The sequence below is a fragment of the Roseinatronobacter sp. S2 genome (genome assembly GCF_029581395.1).
Taxonomy (GTDB): domain Bacteria; phylum Pseudomonadota; class Alphaproteobacteria; order Rhodobacterales; family Rhodobacteraceae; genus Roseinatronobacter.
In genome coordinates, this window is sequence record NZ_CP121113.1 from 29,641 (window position 1) to 46,584 (window position 16,944).

Consider the following 16,944-nt stretch of genomic DNA (forward strand, 5'->3'; position numbering starts at 1 on the left):
CCGCCACATTGCAGGTTTCACCAAGGCGGTGTGCTTTCATTCTGGTCAAAATATCCACAGGGGTTTCTGAAGGGGGGCGTGCCCCCCTTCAGGCAGGTGGTTTGGGGGCAGCCGCCCCCAAACCACCCTCAGGACAAATCGCGCCCCCCGCGCAGCCATCCCAATGCACCCCCCAGCACCAACCCCAGGGTTGCGGGCAGCACAAAAACCGTCAGGAATATGGCCATCATCACCCCGCCTGACGCGCCGGTCCCGCTGCGCAGCGACATATACATCCCGCCCGCCGCCAAAGCATGGCCCAGAACCACTGCGCCAAAAGCCCTGCGCCAGCCATTGCGCAGCAACAAAAATCCCAGCGCCAAACCGGCACAGCCAGCCGCCACCATGAACACATAAATCAGCGTCTGTGGTCCCATCAGGCGGCTTTCGTCTGCAACCGCGGCAACAGCGCATGCGCCCAGCCCGAAATTGTGCCCGCCCCAAGGCAGACAACCATATCGCCGGGGCCTGCATGTTCGCGCACCAGCGCTTCCAGATCATCCTCGGTGCTCACCGCAAAGGCCGCGCGGTGGCCATGCGCGGCCAGCCCGTCCAGCAGGTCATCACGGCTGGCCCCCGCAATCGGGTCTTCGCCCGCAGCATAGACCGGCGCAATCCCCACGACATCGGCTTCATTGAAACAGGTGCAGAAATCCTCGAACAGGCTCGACAGGCGCGAATAACGGTGCGGCTGGTGCACAGCAATGACGCGCCCCTGCCCGCCCAGCGCCTGACGGGCGGCGCGCAGCACAGCGGCAATCTCGACCGGGTGGTGGCCGTAATCGTCAATGATGGTCACGCCACCGGCTTCGCCCACACGGGTAAAGCGGCGGTTCACGCCCGCAAAACCGGCCAGCGCCGCGCGGATTTCCGCGCCATTCATGCCCAGATGCCGTGCCGCGGCCACTGCGGCCAGCGCGTTGGACACATTATGATCGCCGGGCATGGGCAGGCTGCACCCTTCAATCACGCGGCCCTCATCCTGATACGCAATGTCGAACTTCGCGATCCCCTTGTCGTAATGCAGGTTGATCGCGCGGATATCGGCCTGCGCGTTGAAACCGAATGTCACAACCCGCCGGTCGGTGATCCTGGCCACCAGCGCCTGCACTTCGGCATGATCGGTGCAACAGATCGCCAGCCCGTAGAACGGAATACCGCTGACGAAGTCGTTAAACCCTTTGCGCAGGGCATCAAAACTGCCCCAATGCTCCATATGTTCGGGGTCGATATTTGTCACAATCGCTATGGTTGCAGGCAGCCGGTTGAACGATCCGTCGGATTCGTCCGCTTCAACCACCATCCATTCGCCCGCGCCCGCGCGCGCGTTGGACCCGTAGGCATGGATCACACCGCCATTGATAACCGTGGGGTCCAGCCCGCCACGGTCCAGCAGGGTTGCAACCATTGTAGTGGTGGTGGTCTTGCCATGTGTGCCCGCCACCGCAATATTTGATCGCAGGCGCATCAGTTCCGCCAGCATTTCGGCGCGCCGCACCACCGGCAGGCCCGCGCGGCGCGCGGCAGTCAGTTCGGGATTGTCGGGCTTGATCGCCGTGGACACAACAACCACCTCGGCCGTGTCGATATTCCCGGCGCGCTGGCCGATGAAGATTTCCGCGCCCAGTTCCGCCAGCCGGTCGGTGATGGCCGTGGCCTTCAAATCCGACCCCTGCACACGGTAGCCATGCGTCATCAGCACTTCTGCAATGCCCGACATGCCAATGCCGCCAATGCCGATAAAATGGATAGGGCCAATATCGGTAGGCAGTTTTGTAGCCGGACTCATGGCTTTTCCTTTCGGGCAAGGGCTTCGACCAGTGACACCAGATGCTCGGTCGCATCGGGGCGCCCCGCAGACAGCGCGGCACGCGCCATGGCATCCGCCGCTTTGGGATTGGTCAGGATGGACATCAGCGTTTCGGTCAACGCAGGTGCCGTGAATTGCGATTCGGGAAAGACCACCGCCGCATCAACCCGCGACAGCATCTTTGCATTCGCGGCCTGATGGTTTCCGGTTGCCGCCGCATAGGGCACCAGAACAGACGGGCGCCCAATGACCGAGATATCCGCAACCGACGATGCGCCCGCGCGGCTGATGACAAGCTGGCATTCCGACAGGCGGCGCGGAATATCCCCGAAAAAGGGCGCAATTTCCGCGCTGATGGCACCGTCTTCATAGGCCGCGATCACGCGCGCTATGTCTTCTTCGCGGGCCTGATGGGCCACGGTCAGGTTTCGCTTCAGTGCATCGGGCAGCGCCGCAATCGCCGCAGGCACCACATCCGACAGAACGCGCGCGCCCTGGCTTCCGCCGATCACCAGCAGGTCCATCGGGTAGTCGCCGGGGGCAATATAGCCTGCGCCTGCGCGTTCATGCACCGCCGCGCGCACTGGGTTGCCGGTAAACACCCCCTCGACCCCGTCGGCCCCCTGAATGGGCCATGTCCCGCAGGCCAGTGCGTTGACGCGCTTGGCAAAAAATGCGTTCACCTGCCCCAGCACGCCGTTTTGTTCATGGATCATGCGCGGGATACGCAGCACCACCGCTGCCCCCAGCGCGGGCACGGACGGATAGCCGCCAAACCCCACGACCACGCGCGGACGGTCCAGCACCATGCCCGCCATGGCCCGCAATATCCCCAGCCCCAGACGCACCGGCACAAGGGCCTTGGCCGCAAGCCCGCCCCGCGCGAAGGTGGCCGCATTGACCGTGTCAATTTTCACTGCGTCAGGAAACCCGCCTGCATAGCGCGCGCCGCGCGCATCGGTGGACAGCTTCACCCGCCAGCCCCGCGCCAGAAGCGCTTCTGCCAGGGCCTGGGCGGGGAACATATGTCCGCCCGTCCCCCCGGCAGCAATCAAAACAAGCGGTGCCTTGGCCATATCAGCCCCCTGAACCCAAACCACGACGCGACAGGATCTCGCCAATCTCGCCTTGTGGTCTGGTGCGTGTGAATGCCAGCAGCATACCAATTGCCATGCCTGTCGCAAGCAGGGACGAGCCCCCATAGGACACGAACGGCAAAGTCATGCCTTTCGACGGCAGCAAGCGCACGGCAACGCCCATGTTGATCATGGCCTGAACGGAAAACACCGCCACAATGCCGGTTCCCGCCAGACGGATGAAAATATCGCGTTCCCGCATCAGCCGGAACAGTGACCGCAGCAGGATCATGGCATACAGGCCAATGATGAACAGCACCAGAATCAGGCCGTATTCTTCGGCGGCCACGGCAATGATAAAATCGGTATGCGCATCTGGCAGGGACCATTTCACGCGCCCTTCGCCCACACCGGCCCCGAAAAAGCCCCCCTCGGAAATGGCGTTTTGCGCATAGCCGATCTGGGTGCGCGGGTCGATATCGGGGGTCAGGAACCCGTCAATGCGGCGGGCAAAATGTTCGGATGAATTATAGGCCGCCCAGCCGCCCACAACCACCAGCCCCGCAAACCCCACCAGCAGCGCCATGGGCGCACCGGCCACGAAATACATGATCATCCAGCCCGCCGCGACCAGCGCGGCCTGTCCGAAATCGGGCTGAATAGCCAGCAGGCACACAACAAGCAGCGTGAACCCGAAGGACAGCGCGCGCCCCGGCGGGCCGTTCAGATCCTGCGAAGAGGCCATAAGCCATGCGGCAAACACCGCCAGCATGGGTTTCAGAAACTCTGACGGCTGGAACGACCCGAACCCAAGGCTGAACCAGCGCGTGGCCCCCTTGCCGAAATCGGTGCCGAAAAACGGCAGCAGCATCAGCGCCAGCAAACTGGCGAAAAACCCCAGAACGGCGAAACGGCGAATGCGTTCGGGCGAGCACATCGACATGCCCAGCATCGCCACCAGCCCCAGAACGCCGAAAAACACCTGCCGCTGAACATAGAAAAACGGCGGCAAACCGTTGCGCGTGGCCAGCGGGGGCGATGCCGCAAGCCCCAAAAGCAAACCCACCGCCATCAACAACAACACCCCTGTCAGGGTCATTTTGTCAATCGTGCGCCACCAGCGTGGAAGGATAGGGTCCACCACGCGCATGGGCGCGGTGCCATAGACCATTTCTGTCATGCGACTGCCTCGATAGAACCGCTATATTGCCTGTATATTGCCTGCTTGCGCCCGTTTTTTCGGGTCTGTTGCAGACTCTAACCCGAACACGCGTTTCAATCCAGCATAAAGACACATGTGCCCGGTCACAGCGGCGTGGCCGCGATGACACGCCGCAAATCAAGGGCTTGATCCTGCGCCACAGGATGCGCAAAAAGACCCAAGGACAGGGGCCGTCACAGATGCAGTTTAAACAGCGAATTCAGGCGATTTGGTCGCAATTTTTTCCACCGCCCCCCCGCGAGAACGGCGACACGCTGTCAAATGTTCCCCTGCCGCATGGCGGGCCGGTCACAACCAAAGCCGCGATTGATGCCTATCTGGAAATGCTGTTTGCAGATATTGCCACCTATGCGCCCGCGCCTGTGCCGTCCTTGATTGTCACGGGGACCATGCGCTGCGGCAAGACGCTGGTGGCACGCAGGCTGGCGCGGCGTAACGGCATGTATCATATCCCCAGCGACAGGCTACGCCATGCGACCTATATTACCAGCGACGAGGCCACCAAGCTGCGGGTGATAAAATACATCTACAAACGCCTGCTTCTGGCGCATCCGACAGGGTTGGTGCTGGATGGCACTGTGTTTCTGGACCATGGCGTGACCCTGCCGCAATGGGCTGTGCGGCGCGGCATGGTCTGCGTGGCCATCGGCTATTCACATGACACGCCGGCACGCAAGGCACGCCACATGATCGCGTTTCGCAAGACCCACGATTGCTGGACATCCGGCAGGAAATCGGATGCGGAACTGCGCCGCATGGCGCGAATGATCATTGGCCGCAGCAAGGATATAAAGGCCCAATGCGCCGCCAATGGATGGCCGTATTTTGATCTGGATTCAGGCCAGTTCCACGCCGAAAATCGCCGCATCGTGCGCCGCATCGAACGGCAGTTACACGCAGCGCGCAGCGCCCCGTGATTGCGGGTGTTTCTGGCCTTTTGCGGGCATTCGTCCTTGGACAAAGCCCGCGCAAGCGGTGGGCCGGGGTCTGCCGATCCGACGCCAGTGAAATTCACTTTATGCAGGCAGCATACTCCCATGATCATTGGCTTGGACTGTCATCAGCCAAATCGGCAGGCCGCGGGACGGCCCACCGATGGCGCGGCGGGCTGCGCCCTTTGCCCCGCGCCTTGGGCATTCGCAATGACCGCTTCAGGCCAGAACTAGCCAGCCTTCCGGTTCCATCTGACTTGATACCGCTATAGCGGGCGGTCGACGCGCATCGTCACAATCACACGCCCGCGCGTCGCCACCGGCCAGCGCAGCCGCGCCTGATTGCTGTCCGGCCCCTGATTGACCTGCACATAGGGCGCATCATGGCGGATTGTGTCACTGTCATCGCGCGCGGCATCTTCCATAACCACTGATGTCACTGTGCGCACACGGCCCCCGAACGGCATTTTGGACCCTGAATCAATCGTCCAGTTGGTGGCTTCGGTGTTTTGTTCATGGACGATGACAGTCGGGCTTTCTGTGGGGAAATTCACGCCGTTATAGCTGTTGTCGCGAAACAGCACATTGCGGAAGCGGTTGTATTGCAGGCCCGCATAGGTGGTGTCCACGGCCTCGACCCGTTCAATGGCATTACCCGACAGGCGGAACACATTGCCCTGCACCACCAACCCCTGAATGAAATGCCCGGTCCCGTAAGGTTTGAATATGATGTAGCGAAACCAGGGCGCCGCGCTGATGGCAAAGAAGATATTGCCCGTGACCGTCAACCCCCCGAAGGAAAAGCCGGTGGTGTGGTCGGGGAATGCGTCATGTTCGTTGGTCATCTCGATAAAGCAATTGTCGATGTAATTGCCCGTCACGGTTGTTTTGACATTGCCCGCACTTAGCACCAGCCCCGCCTGGCGAATGCCCGCAGCCATGCCATCGCCCTGAAAGAAGTGGTTGCCGCTGATGATATGGCCGCTGCCCGCCACCACACCGAAATGCGCCCATAAAACCGCGCGGTTGCTGCGGATCTTGGCATCGTTGTTGTTGACATTGAACGCGATGACCGTGCGATCTTGCGAATTCAGCGTCATCTGCGAGCTGCTGAACTGGCAATTATCGATCATCAACCCCTGACAGGCCACCCCGATGGATGTGATGGCACGGTCGCGCGGGCGGTTGAAATCGCATTGGTTGAAGCGGAACACCCGCCCCCCTTCGGCAAGCATGACCGCCGATGCGCGGCCCCGGCAAATGAATTCCAGATTGTGAAACTCGACATTGCGCAGGCTGGAAAAGCCCGAAAAATCCAGCCCATAGCGGTAGCGCTCAAAGGTGAATTCCTGCGTCATCGCCCCCCCGTGCAACGGCAGGCTAAGGGTCAGCGTGCCAGCAGCGACATTGCGCGCGCGCACATAGACTTCACGCCCCACGCCCACGCCACTGACGCGCGCGCCCACCGGAATGGCCGCCACATTGCCAATACCGCCAAGCAGTAGCGGGCTGGAAGGGCTGTAGGTGGCAATCGCGGTCACAGTTTGCGTATCCCATGCAGGGTTGTTGATGAAATCAAACTGACCATCCGCCAGCACCCTGCGCCGCGATGTGTCGTCATAGCCCGCCAGTGCAAACACATCGACAGGGCCGGTTAGGGGCACGCGCCGCCCCTTCAGGTTGAATTCCATATGCTCATTACTGTGAAACAGCGCCTGCAACCCTTTGCGAAAGCCCGCCTCGGCACTGCCAAAGGCCGCTTCATAGCCGGTCAGGTCGAAATTCTGCTGCAAGATCAGCACGGTCGTGTCTGCCATGCTCAGCGTGCCGCGAAACACCGCAGGCATGGGGATGGTCAGATCATCGCCAATGGCAAACACGCCGTCAGGCACCAGCAGGCTGCGCCCGTTTGCCGCCCCCATCGCCGCCAGAAACGCCGCGCGGTCATCGCTGACGCCGTCACCCAGCGCGCCGAAATCGCGCACATCGACAAGGCCCAGCAGGTCGCGGGTATACAGGGCGGTAATGTCCTCGATGGTCAGGTCGTCAATGCGCACCACGCCGCCGGTGGGGCCGGTCAGGTCCAGCCCCAGATGCGCGATGTCAACCGATAGCGGCCAGACCATATCGACAGACGGGCGCGCACCGGTGCCGATGATGGCCTGCACTTCCACAATCTGGCCATAGGTGGTCAGCGCGATCTGCGGGCCGGTGGTTGTCAGGCCGGTAATTTCGGTGCCGCTGCTGTCGCCTGTCCATGCGGCAATGCGCACATTGGGCATGACACCGGCCACCGCCTTGATGCGCGCACGCACGCGCAGGTAGCTGCCGGGCAGAACGGGCACTTCGCCCGTCCAGCGCAGGCGCATTGTGGCGCTGATTTTCTGCACTTCCAGCGCGCCGCCGAAATCGGGGTCGGCGGGCACAAAGGCCGCGAAGGCAGCAGTGTCATATGTGGGTGTTCCGGGGCGGCCTGTGGTCTGTGACCAGTGCTCCAGTCCTGCCGAAAATGGCGGGGGCGTGATTGCCTGCGGGTTGGTAACGGCCAGGTTCATGAAAGACCCTTTCTTGTCAGTCGATTTGCTGCAATCGGATGACAGGGCGGGGCTATATATGTGCCTGCCTGACCGATCATCCGGACAGGGCAGACAGTATCAAGGGTGCGTTAAATCACGTTGAGGGCAGCGTGCGCTGCCCTGAAGGGGTAAGGCGTGGTTGGCCTTTTGCAGACGTTGGCGAGATGCCCAAGGTGCGGGACAAGGCCGAAGGCCGCCGCGCCATCGGTGGGCCGTCCCGCGGCCTGCCGATTATTCTGATGGCAGTCCAAGCCTATGATCTTGGGAGTATGCCGCTTAGATAAAGTGAACTTCTCCGGCGCTGGATCGGCAAACCCCGGCCCACTGATGGCGCGGGCTTTATCCATGTGTGAGGGGCAGATTCACGCCATGCGTCCCCCGCGCAAGCGTTCATCAGACCCCCGTTTCAGATGCCCTTAACAGTTGCACACCGCCAATCTGCCAGCCATCGCCTGCGGGCACCATCTGATAGGCCAGAAAATGCAACCGCCCCTGCGCATCGCGGATCATGACACGCTGGACCACACCGGCAGGGGTTTGGGACTGCTCCAGCATGGTGACATCTTCAGGGCGATAGACCATCGGATAGCCGTCCTGCACCATAGCCCCAAAGCGGTCGGGCGTCCCGAACAGGCGTTTGATATCGGGGCTGGCATAGCTGAAGGCGCGGTCAAAATCATCCGCCTGAAGTGCTTCAATCTGGTCTTCGATAATCTGGCGTATACCGGCGCTGTCTTGTGCCTGCGCAGTGTTGACCGCCAGCACAAGACCCATGGCCGCGAACAAGGCCCGCATGGTGTTCCCCTTTCACGCTAGGATACATGCCTTACGCAAAAGGGGGGCATGCAGATCACTTATGCCAGTTCCCCCGCCAATGCGCGCTCAATCAGGGCAACCGTTTCATCCACGCCATAAAGTGCGATAAACCCGCCGAAACGCGGCCCCTGCGACTGGCCCAGAAGCACCTCGTATAGCGCCTTGAACCAGTCGCGCAGGTTTTCAAACCCGTGATCCTTGCCAACAGCAAAAGCCAGTGTCTGCAATTCCTCGGCGTCCAGCCCGCCTTGCCACGCACGCAACCGCGCGGCCATATCTTCCATGGCGGCGCGTTCCTGCGGTTCTGGCGCACGGAACTGCCGCGCAGGCGCCACGAAATCGCGGAAATAGGCCAGCGCGAACCCTGCCGCCTGATCAAGATCAGGGTGGGTTTCGGGGGCCGCATTGGGCGCATAGCGGCGGATAAAGCCCCAAAGCCCCTCTTTGCCCGTCGACCCCGCCACAGATGCAAGGTTCAGCAACATCGCAAAACTGACCACCATATTCGACGCGGGCGGCATGCCGCCATGAATGTGCCACACGGGGTTTGCCACCTGCTGTTCCGGCGTCTGGTCGGGATAGGCGCGCAACTGCTGGTGATATTCATCCACCGCCTTGGGGATCACATCCCATGACAGGCGCTTTGCGGTGCGCGGCTTCAGGAACATGTAATACGACAGCGATTCCGTGCTGGCATAGGTCAGCCATTCATCAATCGTCAGGCCGTTGCCCTTGGATTTGCTGATCTTCTCGCCATTCTCATCCAGAAACAACTCATAGACAAAATGCTCGGGCTTCTTGCCGCCCAGAATTTCGCAAATACGGTCATAGATGGGTGTGTTGGTCGAATGATCCTTGCCATACATTTCGAAATCGACATCCAGCGCCGCCCAGCGCGCGCCGAAATCGGGCTTCCATTGCAGTTTCACATTCCCACCAGTCACAGGCAGGGTCCATTCACGCCCGTCTTCATCATCGAATGTGATGGTGCCATTCTTGCCGTCCACATGTTTCATCGGAACATACAGCACGCGGCCCGTCTCGGGGTGGATGGGCAGGAAAATGGAATAGGTCTGCTGGCGTTCGTCGCGCAGGCTTTTCAGCATCACCGCCATGATGTCGCCATAGCGTTCGGCGGCACGCAACAGCACCTCGTCGAATTTGCCGGATTTGTAATATTCGGTCGCGCTGATGAATTCGTATTCAAACCCGAACGTATCCAGAAACCGGCGCAACATGGCGTTGTTATGATGGCCGAAGCTTTCATATTTGCCGAACGGGTCGGGCACCGATGTCAGCGGGCGTTGCAGATGTTCGCGCAACGCCACCGGATCGGGCACATTGTCCGGCACTTTGCGCATGCCATCCACATCATCCGAGAAGCAGATCAACCGCGTCGGCGTGTCACAGATCAACTCGAATGCGCGGCGGATCATGGTCGTGCGCGCCACCTCGCCAAAGGTGCCGATATGCGGCAGGCCGGACGGGCCATAGCCCGTTTCAAACAGCACATATCCCTTTTCAGGTGTCTTGCCCTTGATCCGCGCAACCAGTTTGCGGGCCTCCTCAAAGGGCCAGGCTTTGGATGTCAGGGCAGCATCACGCAGTGCGGACATGGACACTTCACTTCCTTGTGGGGGTTTGATAACAGTCCCTCTCCCTATTGCTCCTTTGTCGCCACGTCAATATTCTGCACCGCAAACAGACACCCCCAAAGGACGTTATCATGTCGCCTCTGCCCCATCCGCTGTCGCCGCAGGACTGTCTGGTCGCGCTTATGATCTCTGTCTCGGCAGCAGATCAGGAAATCCGCACGGCCGAACTGGTGGCGATTCAGGCGCTTGTGAATCACCTGCCCATCTTCGCCGAATATGATGCCGACCGCATCAAGACCATTGCCCAGACCGTGTTCGACCTGCTGGAAGAAGAAGACGGGCTTGATGCCCTGTTCGGGCTGGTGCGCGAAAACCTGCCCGACAAGCTGAATGAGACCGCCTATACCATCGCCTGCGATGTGGCGGCATCGGATGGCAAGCTGTCACAGGCCGAATTGCGCCTGCTGGAAGAAATCCGCCACGAATTGCAGATCGACCGGCTGCACGCGGCGGCCATCGAACGCGGCGCACGGGCGCGCCATATGCGGCTGTAACTCGGCGCGGCCCCTGTCTGGCATCCCCAAAGAAACAGGCTGACAAACTGTCGCAGCCGCGCTAGCTTCCCTTGCAGGAGGGGAGTCCCCATGCCCAAACAGCGCCGCCACCACGACGCGCTTCTGGCCTTGCGCCGCAGGTTGTTCGGCTATGCCTGCGCACTTTGCCCGAACCTGCCCAATGCCGAAGACCTGTATCAGGACACCATGCTGCGCGCCATGTCGGCCCGCAGTGTTCCGGTCGACCAGACCGCCCTGCGCGTGTGGGTGTTTCGCATCATGCGCAACTTGTGGATCGACGGGCTGCGTGCCGCAGGCCGCCTGCCCGAACTGACCACCGATGACGATATCGATCTGCAAATCGTGCTGGACCGGCCTGATGATCTGACCATCAACCGCCTTGCGGTGCGTCAGGCGTTCATGAAACTCGCAAAACCCCATCGTGACGTTCTGGCACTGGTGGATATCGCCGGCTTCAGCTATGCAGAGGCGTCTCAGTTGCTGGAAGTCCCGCAAGGAACCATCATGTCACGGATCAGCCGCGCCCGCGCCACTCTCGCCCTCAGCCTGCAAGAAGACGACACGCTCATTGCCCTGCCACGCGCGCAGGGCCGTCGCATCACCGGGGTCTGACGCAATGTCCGAACACCGGTTCTCGCATGAAACACTCAACGCCTTTGTCGACGGGGCGCTGCCCCCCGCGCAGGCCGCCGCCGTGATCGCGGCCATCGCCGAAGATCCGAACCTTGCGCGCCACGTCGCCACATTGCACCGGTTGAAATCCGCAGTCACAACACTGAACGCAGATACGCCCCTGCCACCGCTTCCCGCGCCGCTTGATCGCAGACGCCCGGTATGGCGCGGCGCAATCGCGGCCGCGATACTGGGCGCCGCAATCGGCGGGGCGCTCTGGTTTGGCGCGCCGCAGCATACCGGTCCCGACGCGGCTGTCAGCGCTGCGCTCTCTCCGCTCGCCACCCACCAGGCTTGGGCGGATACGGCCCACCCGCAGGCGCAGGCCCAGATGCCTGATGATCTTGAATGGCTCACGCCGGTCATGCACGCCACCGGCCTGCACCTTGCCTATGCGGGCGACTGGCAGAACGGCCTGCATCTGGGCTATATCGGGGCGAATGCGTGCAAACTCAGCCTGTTTATCCAACCTGATGACCAGCCCGACACGGCACTGGACATTCATCTGGACCAGCATCTGCAACAGGCCAGCTGGACAATATCGGGTCTGCATTTCAGCATTGTGTCGCTGGACATGGACACTGCGCGCTTTGCCACCATCGCAACAACGGCACATACAAAAAGCCGCGACCACCTGCCCGCCAGCGCCGCCCAGATCGCATTGATCAATGCCGCGCGGCTGCCCTGCCTTGCCTGACGGCCATCGGGCAGCCTCTGCATCCCTCTTTCATTCTGGTCCAAATATCCTCAGGGGGTAAGGGCCGCAGGCCCGAGGGGGCGCGAGCGCCCCCTTCCTGCGCACCAGACCAGCCTGCCAAAACCAGCGACCGGAATATTTATTTTCCCGCGCAGGGAATAATATGCATCCCCCGCTCGTCTTTACTCTTAAGGGCGCTTGAGCGGCACCCTTATGGCTCTGGACATGGGAGGATGGAACAGCATGCCAAATAAAGAACGTGGGCTTATCGAACTTTACAATGACGATCCCGAACGCGCGGAGTATCTGGTTTTTGGTCGCAAGGCCGGGCCGGACCGGCGCGGATTTCTTCGGGGCGCGGGACTTGCCTCTATGGGGGCGGTGCTGGGCACGACAATACCTTTCAGCAGCAATATGCCTGCGGGCCTTATGCCGGCGGCGCTTGCCGAAACCATCAACGAATTCAGCATCGAGTCCAAACATGCTGATATGATCGTGCATAATGACCGCCCCATGAATGTCGAAGCGGCGGCGCATTTGCTGGATGATGACATCACACCGGCGGCGCATCATTTCATCCGCAACAACGGCACCATGCCCATGCCCATGAGCAAGGCTGACTGGCGGCTGAAAATCGACGGCGAAGTGAATGAAGAGCTGGAACTGTCCTATGACGACCTGATGAATGACTTCGAACAGGTCACCATGCAGGCGCAGCTTGAATGCGGCGGCAACGGGCGCGCGGGCTTCAACCCGCTGCCACGCGGCAACCCGTGGGCCATCGGGGCCATCGGCAATGCCGAATGGACCGGTGTGCGCGTGCGCGACATCCTGCGGCGTGCAGGGGTGAAGCCTTCGGCGGTGTATACGGGCCATTTCAGCTATGATGAACACCTGTCCGGCGACCCCGACCGCCCCTCTATTTCGCGCGGCGGACCCATCGACAAGATGATGGACCCCGGCACAATTATCGCGCTGAAAATGAACGGCGAGGATATTCCCATTGAACACGGGTATCCCGCGCGCATCGTGGCCCCCGGCTGGGCAGGCTCGGTCAGTCAGAAATGGGTCACCCGCATCTGGGTGCGTGACCGCGAACATGACGGCCCCGGCATGACGGGCCTAAGCTACCGCATCCCGCGCTTCCCAGTCGAAGCGGGGGCAGAAGTCGCGCATGAAGATATGATGGTCATGGGGTCCATGATCGTGAAATCTGCCATCACCAACCCGATCGCGGGCGCGGAAACGCGTGCGGGCGCGCCTTTTGCCATTCGCGGGCAGGCGTGGGCAGGTGACAATCATGTAGTGAAGATGGAAACCTCGATCGATTTCGGGGCGACATGGCAGGTGGCGCAACTGCATGCACCGGCCAACCGCTTTGCATGGCAGCGCTGGGAACAGACCGTCATTCCGCCAATGGCCGGATATTACGAAGTTTGGGCACGCGCGACCGACAATCAGGGCAACAGCCAGCCCATGGTTGTGCCGGGCTGGAACCCGCGCGGATATCTGAACAACGCCTGCCACCGCATCCATTTCACCGCCGTGTAAGGACAGCAAACCAATATGAAAACCCTATTTTCAACCTGCGGGGCGGCCATTGCCGCCGCCCTGCTTGTGATGGCTGCACCATCACTGTCCAGCGCGGACGAGCGGATCACCACATTGGCAGATGTGCCCGAAGATTTCGAATTCTACCCCCTGCCCCCCGGCGAGGGTGTGGACGAGGTGTATTACAGCTGCATTGCCTGCCACAGCCTGCGCACGGTCACTAATGGCGGCTATTCGCGGCGTGTCTGGGACGAATTGCTGGACTGGATGGTCGACGATCAGGGCATGATGGAACCGGAACCTGACATACGCGACGTCATGCTGGACTATCTTGCAACCTATATCGGCGAAGACTGGGAAGGGTAATCCAACCCCGCCCATGAAAACCCAGCCCCTGAACAGGCGCGGCCCTTTGACAGGGTGGCGCCTGTTCTTTTATCTGCCCCACCCCCGCAGAACACTTGCACGCAGGCCGGTGCCGCGCGATATGGCATAGGGAACGTAGCCTGCAACCAGTTTGGGATGCCTTGATGCCTGTGCGCACACAAATAGCCTATTGGGGTATTGCCAGTCTTGGCTTTATCGCGGTGCTGTGGGTGATGGGGGATGTGTTGCTGCCCTTCGTGACAGGGGCGGCAATCGCGTATTTCCTGAATCCTGTTGTGCTGCGGCTGGTGCGCGCAGGTGTGCCGCGCGTGCTGGCGGTGGCCGCGCTGATGTGTCTGGCGCTTGGGGCGGTCGTGCTGGCCGGTCTGCTGATTATTCCCGCCATTATTGCCCAGCTTGTGCAGCTCAGCGAAACCGCGCCCGACCTGCTGCGTCAGGCGCAGGCTTTTCTGACACAGTATTTCCCCGATCTGGAAGACACGCTGAAATCGTCACTTGCCACAATGGGCGACGCCATCCGCGACCGTGGCGCAGATCTGGCGCAGGGTGTGTTGCGCGGGGTGTCCGGGGTGGTCAGCGCGCTTGTGTTTCTTGTCATCACGCCGGTCGTTGCGTTTTATCTGTTGCTGGACTGGCCGCGCGTGATGCGTGGTGCGGATGATCTGTTGCCGCGCCAGCATGCCCCCACGCTGCGCCAGCTTGGCCGCGATGTGGACCGTGCCATTGCAGGGTTTGTGCGCGGACAGGTGACAGTGTGCCTGATCCTTGCGGCCTATTACGCGACCGCGCTGGGGCTGGTGGGGCTGCAATTCGGGCTGGCCATCGGGGTGGTGGCGGGGTTGATTTCGTTTATCCCCTATATTGGCGCTATCGTGGGCGGGGTGCTGGCCATCGGGATTGCGCTGTGGCAGTTCTGGGGCGAGCCGGGCATGATTGCCGCTGTTATCGTCATTTTTGTGGTCGGACAGGTGCTGGAAGGCAATATTCTGGTGCCGCGCATTGTGGGCAATTCGGTGCGCCTGCACCCTGTCTGGCTGCTGTTTGCCGTGTCTGCCTTTGGCAGCATGTTCGGGTTTACCGGCATGCTGATTGCCGTGCCGGTCGCGGCCGCAATCGGGGTGTTGGTGCGCTTTGGTATCGCGCAGTATCAGGGCAGCGCATTATACGGGCGGGACTAGGGCATGACATCACCACCGTTTCGCGCGGGCCAGATCAACCTGCCCCTTGACCTGCCAGCGTCCTACAGCCGCGCCGATTTCGTGCCTGCGCCCTGCAACGCCCATGCCCTGCAAATGATCACACAAGGCGGGTGGCCTGCGGGCAAACTGGTGCTGACAGGGCCGGAAGGGGCGGGCAAAACCCATTTGCTGCATGTCTGGGCCGCAGAACATGACGCCGCCTTGTTGCGCGCGCAGCACCTGGACGGGGCCGACCTGCCCGCGCTGGCCGAACGCGGAAATGTGGCACTGGATGATGCCCATCAGATTGCCGGACAGCCGGAACTGGAAGCGGCCCTGTTTCATTTGCACAACCTGCTGGCCGCGTCCGGCGGGCAGGTGTTGCTGGGGGCGCGCGGGCCTGTGCGCGACTGGGGCCTGCGCCTGCCTGATCTGGCGTCGCGGTTGCAGGCGGCGGCGCATGTGGGGCTGGCGGCCCCCGATGATGCATTGCTGGCCGCAGTGCTGACCAAGCTGTTTGCTGACCGGCAGGTCAGTGTTCCCGACACGCTTATCCCCTATCTTTTACCACGGATGGAACGGTCGCTGGGGGGCGCGCTGCATATTGTGGCGCTGCTGGATGCGGCAGCGCTGGCGCGCAAGAAACCCATTTCACGCAATCTGGCCGCCGAAATCCTGAACGGGCTGCGTGATCCCGAATAAGTGAGCGCGGCGCTTTTCACGCGCCCCCCCTCTTGTGCGTTACAGGAACGCTGCATAATCTTAGTTTTATTCATTTTCACACCGGAGGCCGCCCCCCTTGATCAGATTTCTGTCTTTATGCATTTTGCTGCTGTCCGGCCTGTCCACGGCCCCGCTTTTTGCAGATGAACCCACCCGCCCGATTACGGGTGAAGTGATCCTGCTGGAACGGATGGCCCTGCCCGATGATGCCATGCTGATTGTCGATATCAGCGATGCGTCCGACACCAGCTTGGGCGCGCTGCGCCAGCCCACCGATGGCGCGCAAAGCCCGTTCGCGTTTGAAATAGACGCACCCGCAGACCAGTCGCTGGTCCTGCGCGCGGGTTTGCGCATGATGGATGATGTGGTCTGGCTGACGGAACCCGTGGCCATTGACCCCGGCACCGACGCGCTTGATCTTGGGGCCATCCGCGCCTTGCGCACCGCGCCGATGGGGTTTGCATCGCTTCTGGCTTGTGGCACGCAGCTGGTTGAACTGGGCTTTCTGCCCGAAGATGTGCGGGTGCGCTTCAACGAGCAGGTCATCACAATGACCCCGACTGTGGCTGCGTCCGGCGCGTTGTTCACAGCCCCCGACACACCGTCTACGTCCATTCACATGAAGGGCGACACTGCGCTGCTGCGCATTGACGGTGCCGAACTGGCGGAATGCGTGCTGATGCGGCCAGAGTTGGACATCACCGAAGGGGTCTGGAATATTACCGCAATCGGCGAGAAGGCGGCGGTGTTTCCGTCCCGCACCGAACTGGTGTTCTATTCCGATGGCCGCATGAGTGCGTCTGTCGGGTGCAACAGGTTGATTGGCGGGTATCGGCGGCATGGCGGCATCTTGTCCTTCGGGCGTATTGCCAGCACAAGGATGACCTGCCCCGACGGGATGATGGATCAGGAACGCCAGTTTATGGCCATGATGCACCGTGTGGACGGGTATCGGGTGTCATCGGACGGGGGCAGGCTGACATTGCTGGCAGGGGGGCAGCCGGTTATTTCCGCGCGCCGGTAGCGCGGGCATGATATGTCTGCCCTTCGCATTCGCCGATATAAAACCGTCACATTCAAACGCTATCAGGACAG

Annotated in this window: 16 protein-coding genes; 9 read left to right on the forward strand and 7 right to left on the reverse strand. The window is 61.3% G+C overall.

What is annotated here, in order from left to right; translation table 11 throughout:
- Positions 1–128 precede the first annotated feature (128 nt).
- The 4 genes from P8S53_RS00135 to ftsW are packed head-to-tail and all read right to left on the reverse strand — an operon-like array spanning position 129 to position 4,105.
- Complete coding sequence (locus tag P8S53_RS00135) at positions 129–416, reverse strand: hypothetical protein (RefSeq protein WP_277805140.1); 288 nt, start codon at positions 414–416, stop codon at positions 129–131.
- A complete protein-coding gene (murC, locus tag P8S53_RS00140; protein ID WP_277805141.1) occupies positions 416–1,828 on the reverse strand; it encodes a UDP-N-acetylmuramate--L-alanine ligase in 1,413 nt (470 codons plus the stop codon). The genes P8S53_RS00135 and murC overlap by 1 nt, the downstream gene beginning before the upstream one ends.
- Complete coding sequence (locus P8S53_RS00145; protein ID WP_277805142.1) at positions 1,825–2,925, reverse strand: glycosyltransferase; 1,101 nt, start codon at positions 2,923–2,925, stop codon at positions 1,825–1,827. The genes murC and P8S53_RS00145 overlap by 4 nt, the downstream gene beginning before the upstream one ends.
- A 1-nt stretch (position 2,926) precedes the next feature.
- Positions 2,927–4,105, reverse strand: coding sequence for a putative lipid II flippase FtsW (gene ftsW, locus P8S53_RS00150; protein WP_277805143.1), 1,179 nt, complete (start codon positions 4,103–4,105; stop codon positions 2,927–2,929).
- A gap of 221 nt (positions 4,106–4,326) precedes the next feature.
- Between ftsW and P8S53_RS00155 the strand changes: the two genes are divergently transcribed.
- Positions 4,327–5,064, forward strand: coding sequence for a hypothetical protein (locus tag P8S53_RS00155; RefSeq protein WP_277805144.1), 738 nt, complete (start codon positions 4,327–4,329; stop codon positions 5,062–5,064).
- 281 nt (positions 5,065–5,345) lie between these two features.
- Here P8S53_RS00155 and P8S53_RS00160 read toward each other — a convergent pair whose 3' ends face one another.
- The 3 genes from P8S53_RS00160 to P8S53_RS00170 all read right to left on the reverse strand — a co-directional run bounded on the left by P8S53_RS00160 (position 5,346) and on the right by P8S53_RS00170 (position 10,087).
- Positions 5,346–7,634, reverse strand: coding sequence for a glycosyl hydrolase family 28-related protein (locus P8S53_RS00160; RefSeq protein ID WP_277805145.1), 2,289 nt, complete (start codon positions 7,632–7,634; stop codon positions 5,346–5,348).
- A 414-nt stretch (positions 7,635–8,048) separates the two neighbouring features.
- The gene (locus tag P8S53_RS00165) at positions 8,049–8,450 is read right to left on the reverse strand and encodes a DUF4864 domain-containing protein (RefSeq protein ID WP_277805146.1); all 402 of its coding nucleotides are present in this window, start codon (positions 8,448–8,450) and stop codon (positions 8,049–8,051) included.
- A gap of 59 nt (positions 8,451–8,509) precedes the next feature.
- Positions 8,510–10,087 (reverse strand): lysine--tRNA ligase, encoded by a 1,578-nt coding sequence (locus P8S53_RS00170; RefSeq protein WP_277805147.1) that lies wholly within the window; start codon positions 10,085–10,087, stop codon positions 8,510–8,512.
- A gap of 110 nt (positions 10,088–10,197) precedes the next feature.
- Here P8S53_RS00170 and P8S53_RS00175 point away from each other — a divergent pair, with 110 nt between their 5' ends.
- The 8 genes from P8S53_RS00175 to P8S53_RS00210 all read left to right on the forward strand — a co-directional run bounded on the left by P8S53_RS00175 (position 10,198) and on the right by P8S53_RS00210 (position 16,873).
- Entirely contained in the window at positions 10,198–10,620 is a 423-nt protein-coding gene (locus tag P8S53_RS00175) for a tellurite resistance TerB family protein (protein WP_277805148.1), read from the forward strand.
- Between the two features lie 90 nt (positions 10,621–10,710).
- A complete protein-coding gene (locus P8S53_RS00180; RefSeq protein WP_277805149.1) occupies positions 10,711–11,253 on the forward strand; it encodes an RNA polymerase sigma factor in 543 nt (180 codons plus the stop codon).
- A gap of 4 nt (positions 11,254–11,257) precedes the next feature.
- Positions 11,258–12,010: a hypothetical protein gene (locus P8S53_RS00185; protein ID WP_277805150.1), complete on the forward strand. Its 753-nt coding sequence runs from the start codon at positions 11,258–11,260 to the stop codon at positions 12,008–12,010.
- Positions 12,011–12,253: 243 nt separating this feature from the next.
- Complete coding sequence (locus tag P8S53_RS00190) at positions 12,254–13,561, forward strand: sulfite oxidase (protein WP_277805151.1); 1,308 nt, start codon at positions 12,254–12,256, stop codon at positions 13,559–13,561.
- A 15-nt stretch (positions 13,562–13,576) separates the two neighbouring features.
- Positions 13,577–13,927: a hypothetical protein gene (locus P8S53_RS00195; protein WP_277805152.1), complete on the forward strand. Its 351-nt coding sequence runs from the start codon at positions 13,577–13,579 to the stop codon at positions 13,925–13,927.
- 164 nt (positions 13,928–14,091) lie between these two features.
- On the forward strand, positions 14,092–15,126 hold the full coding sequence (locus tag P8S53_RS00200; RefSeq protein ID WP_277805153.1) for an AI-2E family transporter: 1,035 nt from the start codon (positions 14,092–14,094) through the stop codon (positions 15,124–15,126).
- A gap of 3 nt (positions 15,127–15,129) precedes the next feature.
- Positions 15,130–15,828 carry a DnaA ATPase domain-containing protein gene (locus P8S53_RS00205; RefSeq protein WP_277805154.1) on the forward strand — a complete coding sequence of 233 codons (699 nt, stop codon included), beginning with the start codon at positions 15,130–15,132 and terminating at the stop codon, positions 15,826–15,828.
- A 97-nt stretch (positions 15,829–15,925) separates the two neighbouring features.
- Positions 15,926–16,873 carry an META domain-containing protein gene (locus P8S53_RS00210; protein WP_277805155.1) on the forward strand — a complete coding sequence of 316 codons (948 nt, stop codon included), beginning with the start codon at positions 15,926–15,928 and terminating at the stop codon, positions 16,871–16,873.
- Positions 16,874–16,944 lie beyond the last annotated feature (71 nt).

What these genes read in the sequence shown, in the direction of transcription:
- P8S53_RS00135 (WP_277805140.1), bottom strand. Translation starts at nt 416, where the DNA reads ATGGGACCACAGACGCTGATTTATGTGTTCATGGTGGCGGCTGGCTGT.
- murC (WP_277805141.1), bottom strand. Translation starts at nt 1,828, where the DNA reads ATGAGTCCGGCTACAAAACTGCCTACCGATATTGGCCCTATCCATTTT.
- P8S53_RS00145 (WP_277805142.1), bottom strand. Translation starts at nt 2,925, where the DNA reads ATGGCCAAGGCACCGCTTGTTTTGATTGCTGCCGGGGGGACGGGCGGA.
- ftsW (WP_277805143.1), bottom strand. Translation starts at nt 4,105, where the DNA reads ATGACAGAAATGGTCTATGGCACCGCGCCCATGCGCGTGGTGGACCCT.
- P8S53_RS00155 (WP_277805144.1), top strand. Translation starts at nt 4,327, where the DNA reads ATGCAGTTTAAACAGCGAATTCAGGCGATTTGGTCGCAATTTTTTCCA.
- P8S53_RS00160 (WP_277805145.1), bottom strand. Translation starts at nt 7,634, where the DNA reads ATGAACCTGGCCGTTACCAACCCGCAGGCAATCACGCCCCCGCCATTT.
- P8S53_RS00165 (WP_277805146.1), bottom strand. Translation starts at nt 8,450, where the DNA reads ATGCGGGCCTTGTTCGCGGCCATGGGTCTTGTGCTGGCGGTCAACACT.
- P8S53_RS00170 (WP_277805147.1), bottom strand. Translation starts at nt 10,087, where the DNA reads ATGTCCGCACTGCGTGATGCTGCCCTGACATCCAAAGCCTGGCCCTTT.
- P8S53_RS00175 (WP_277805148.1), top strand. Translation starts at nt 10,198, where the DNA reads ATGTCGCCTCTGCCCCATCCGCTGTCGCCGCAGGACTGTCTGGTCGCG.
- P8S53_RS00180 (WP_277805149.1), top strand. Translation starts at nt 10,711, where the DNA reads ATGCCCAAACAGCGCCGCCACCACGACGCGCTTCTGGCCTTGCGCCGC.
- P8S53_RS00185 (WP_277805150.1), top strand. Translation starts at nt 11,258, where the DNA reads ATGTCCGAACACCGGTTCTCGCATGAAACACTCAACGCCTTTGTCGAC.
- P8S53_RS00190 (WP_277805151.1), top strand. Translation starts at nt 12,254, where the DNA reads ATGCCAAATAAAGAACGTGGGCTTATCGAACTTTACAATGACGATCCC.
- P8S53_RS00195 (WP_277805152.1), top strand. Translation starts at nt 13,577, where the DNA reads ATGAAAACCCTATTTTCAACCTGCGGGGCGGCCATTGCCGCCGCCCTG.
- P8S53_RS00200 (WP_277805153.1), top strand. Translation starts at nt 14,092, where the DNA reads ATGCCTGTGCGCACACAAATAGCCTATTGGGGTATTGCCAGTCTTGGC.
- P8S53_RS00205 (WP_277805154.1), top strand. Translation starts at nt 15,130, where the DNA reads ATGACATCACCACCGTTTCGCGCGGGCCAGATCAACCTGCCCCTTGAC.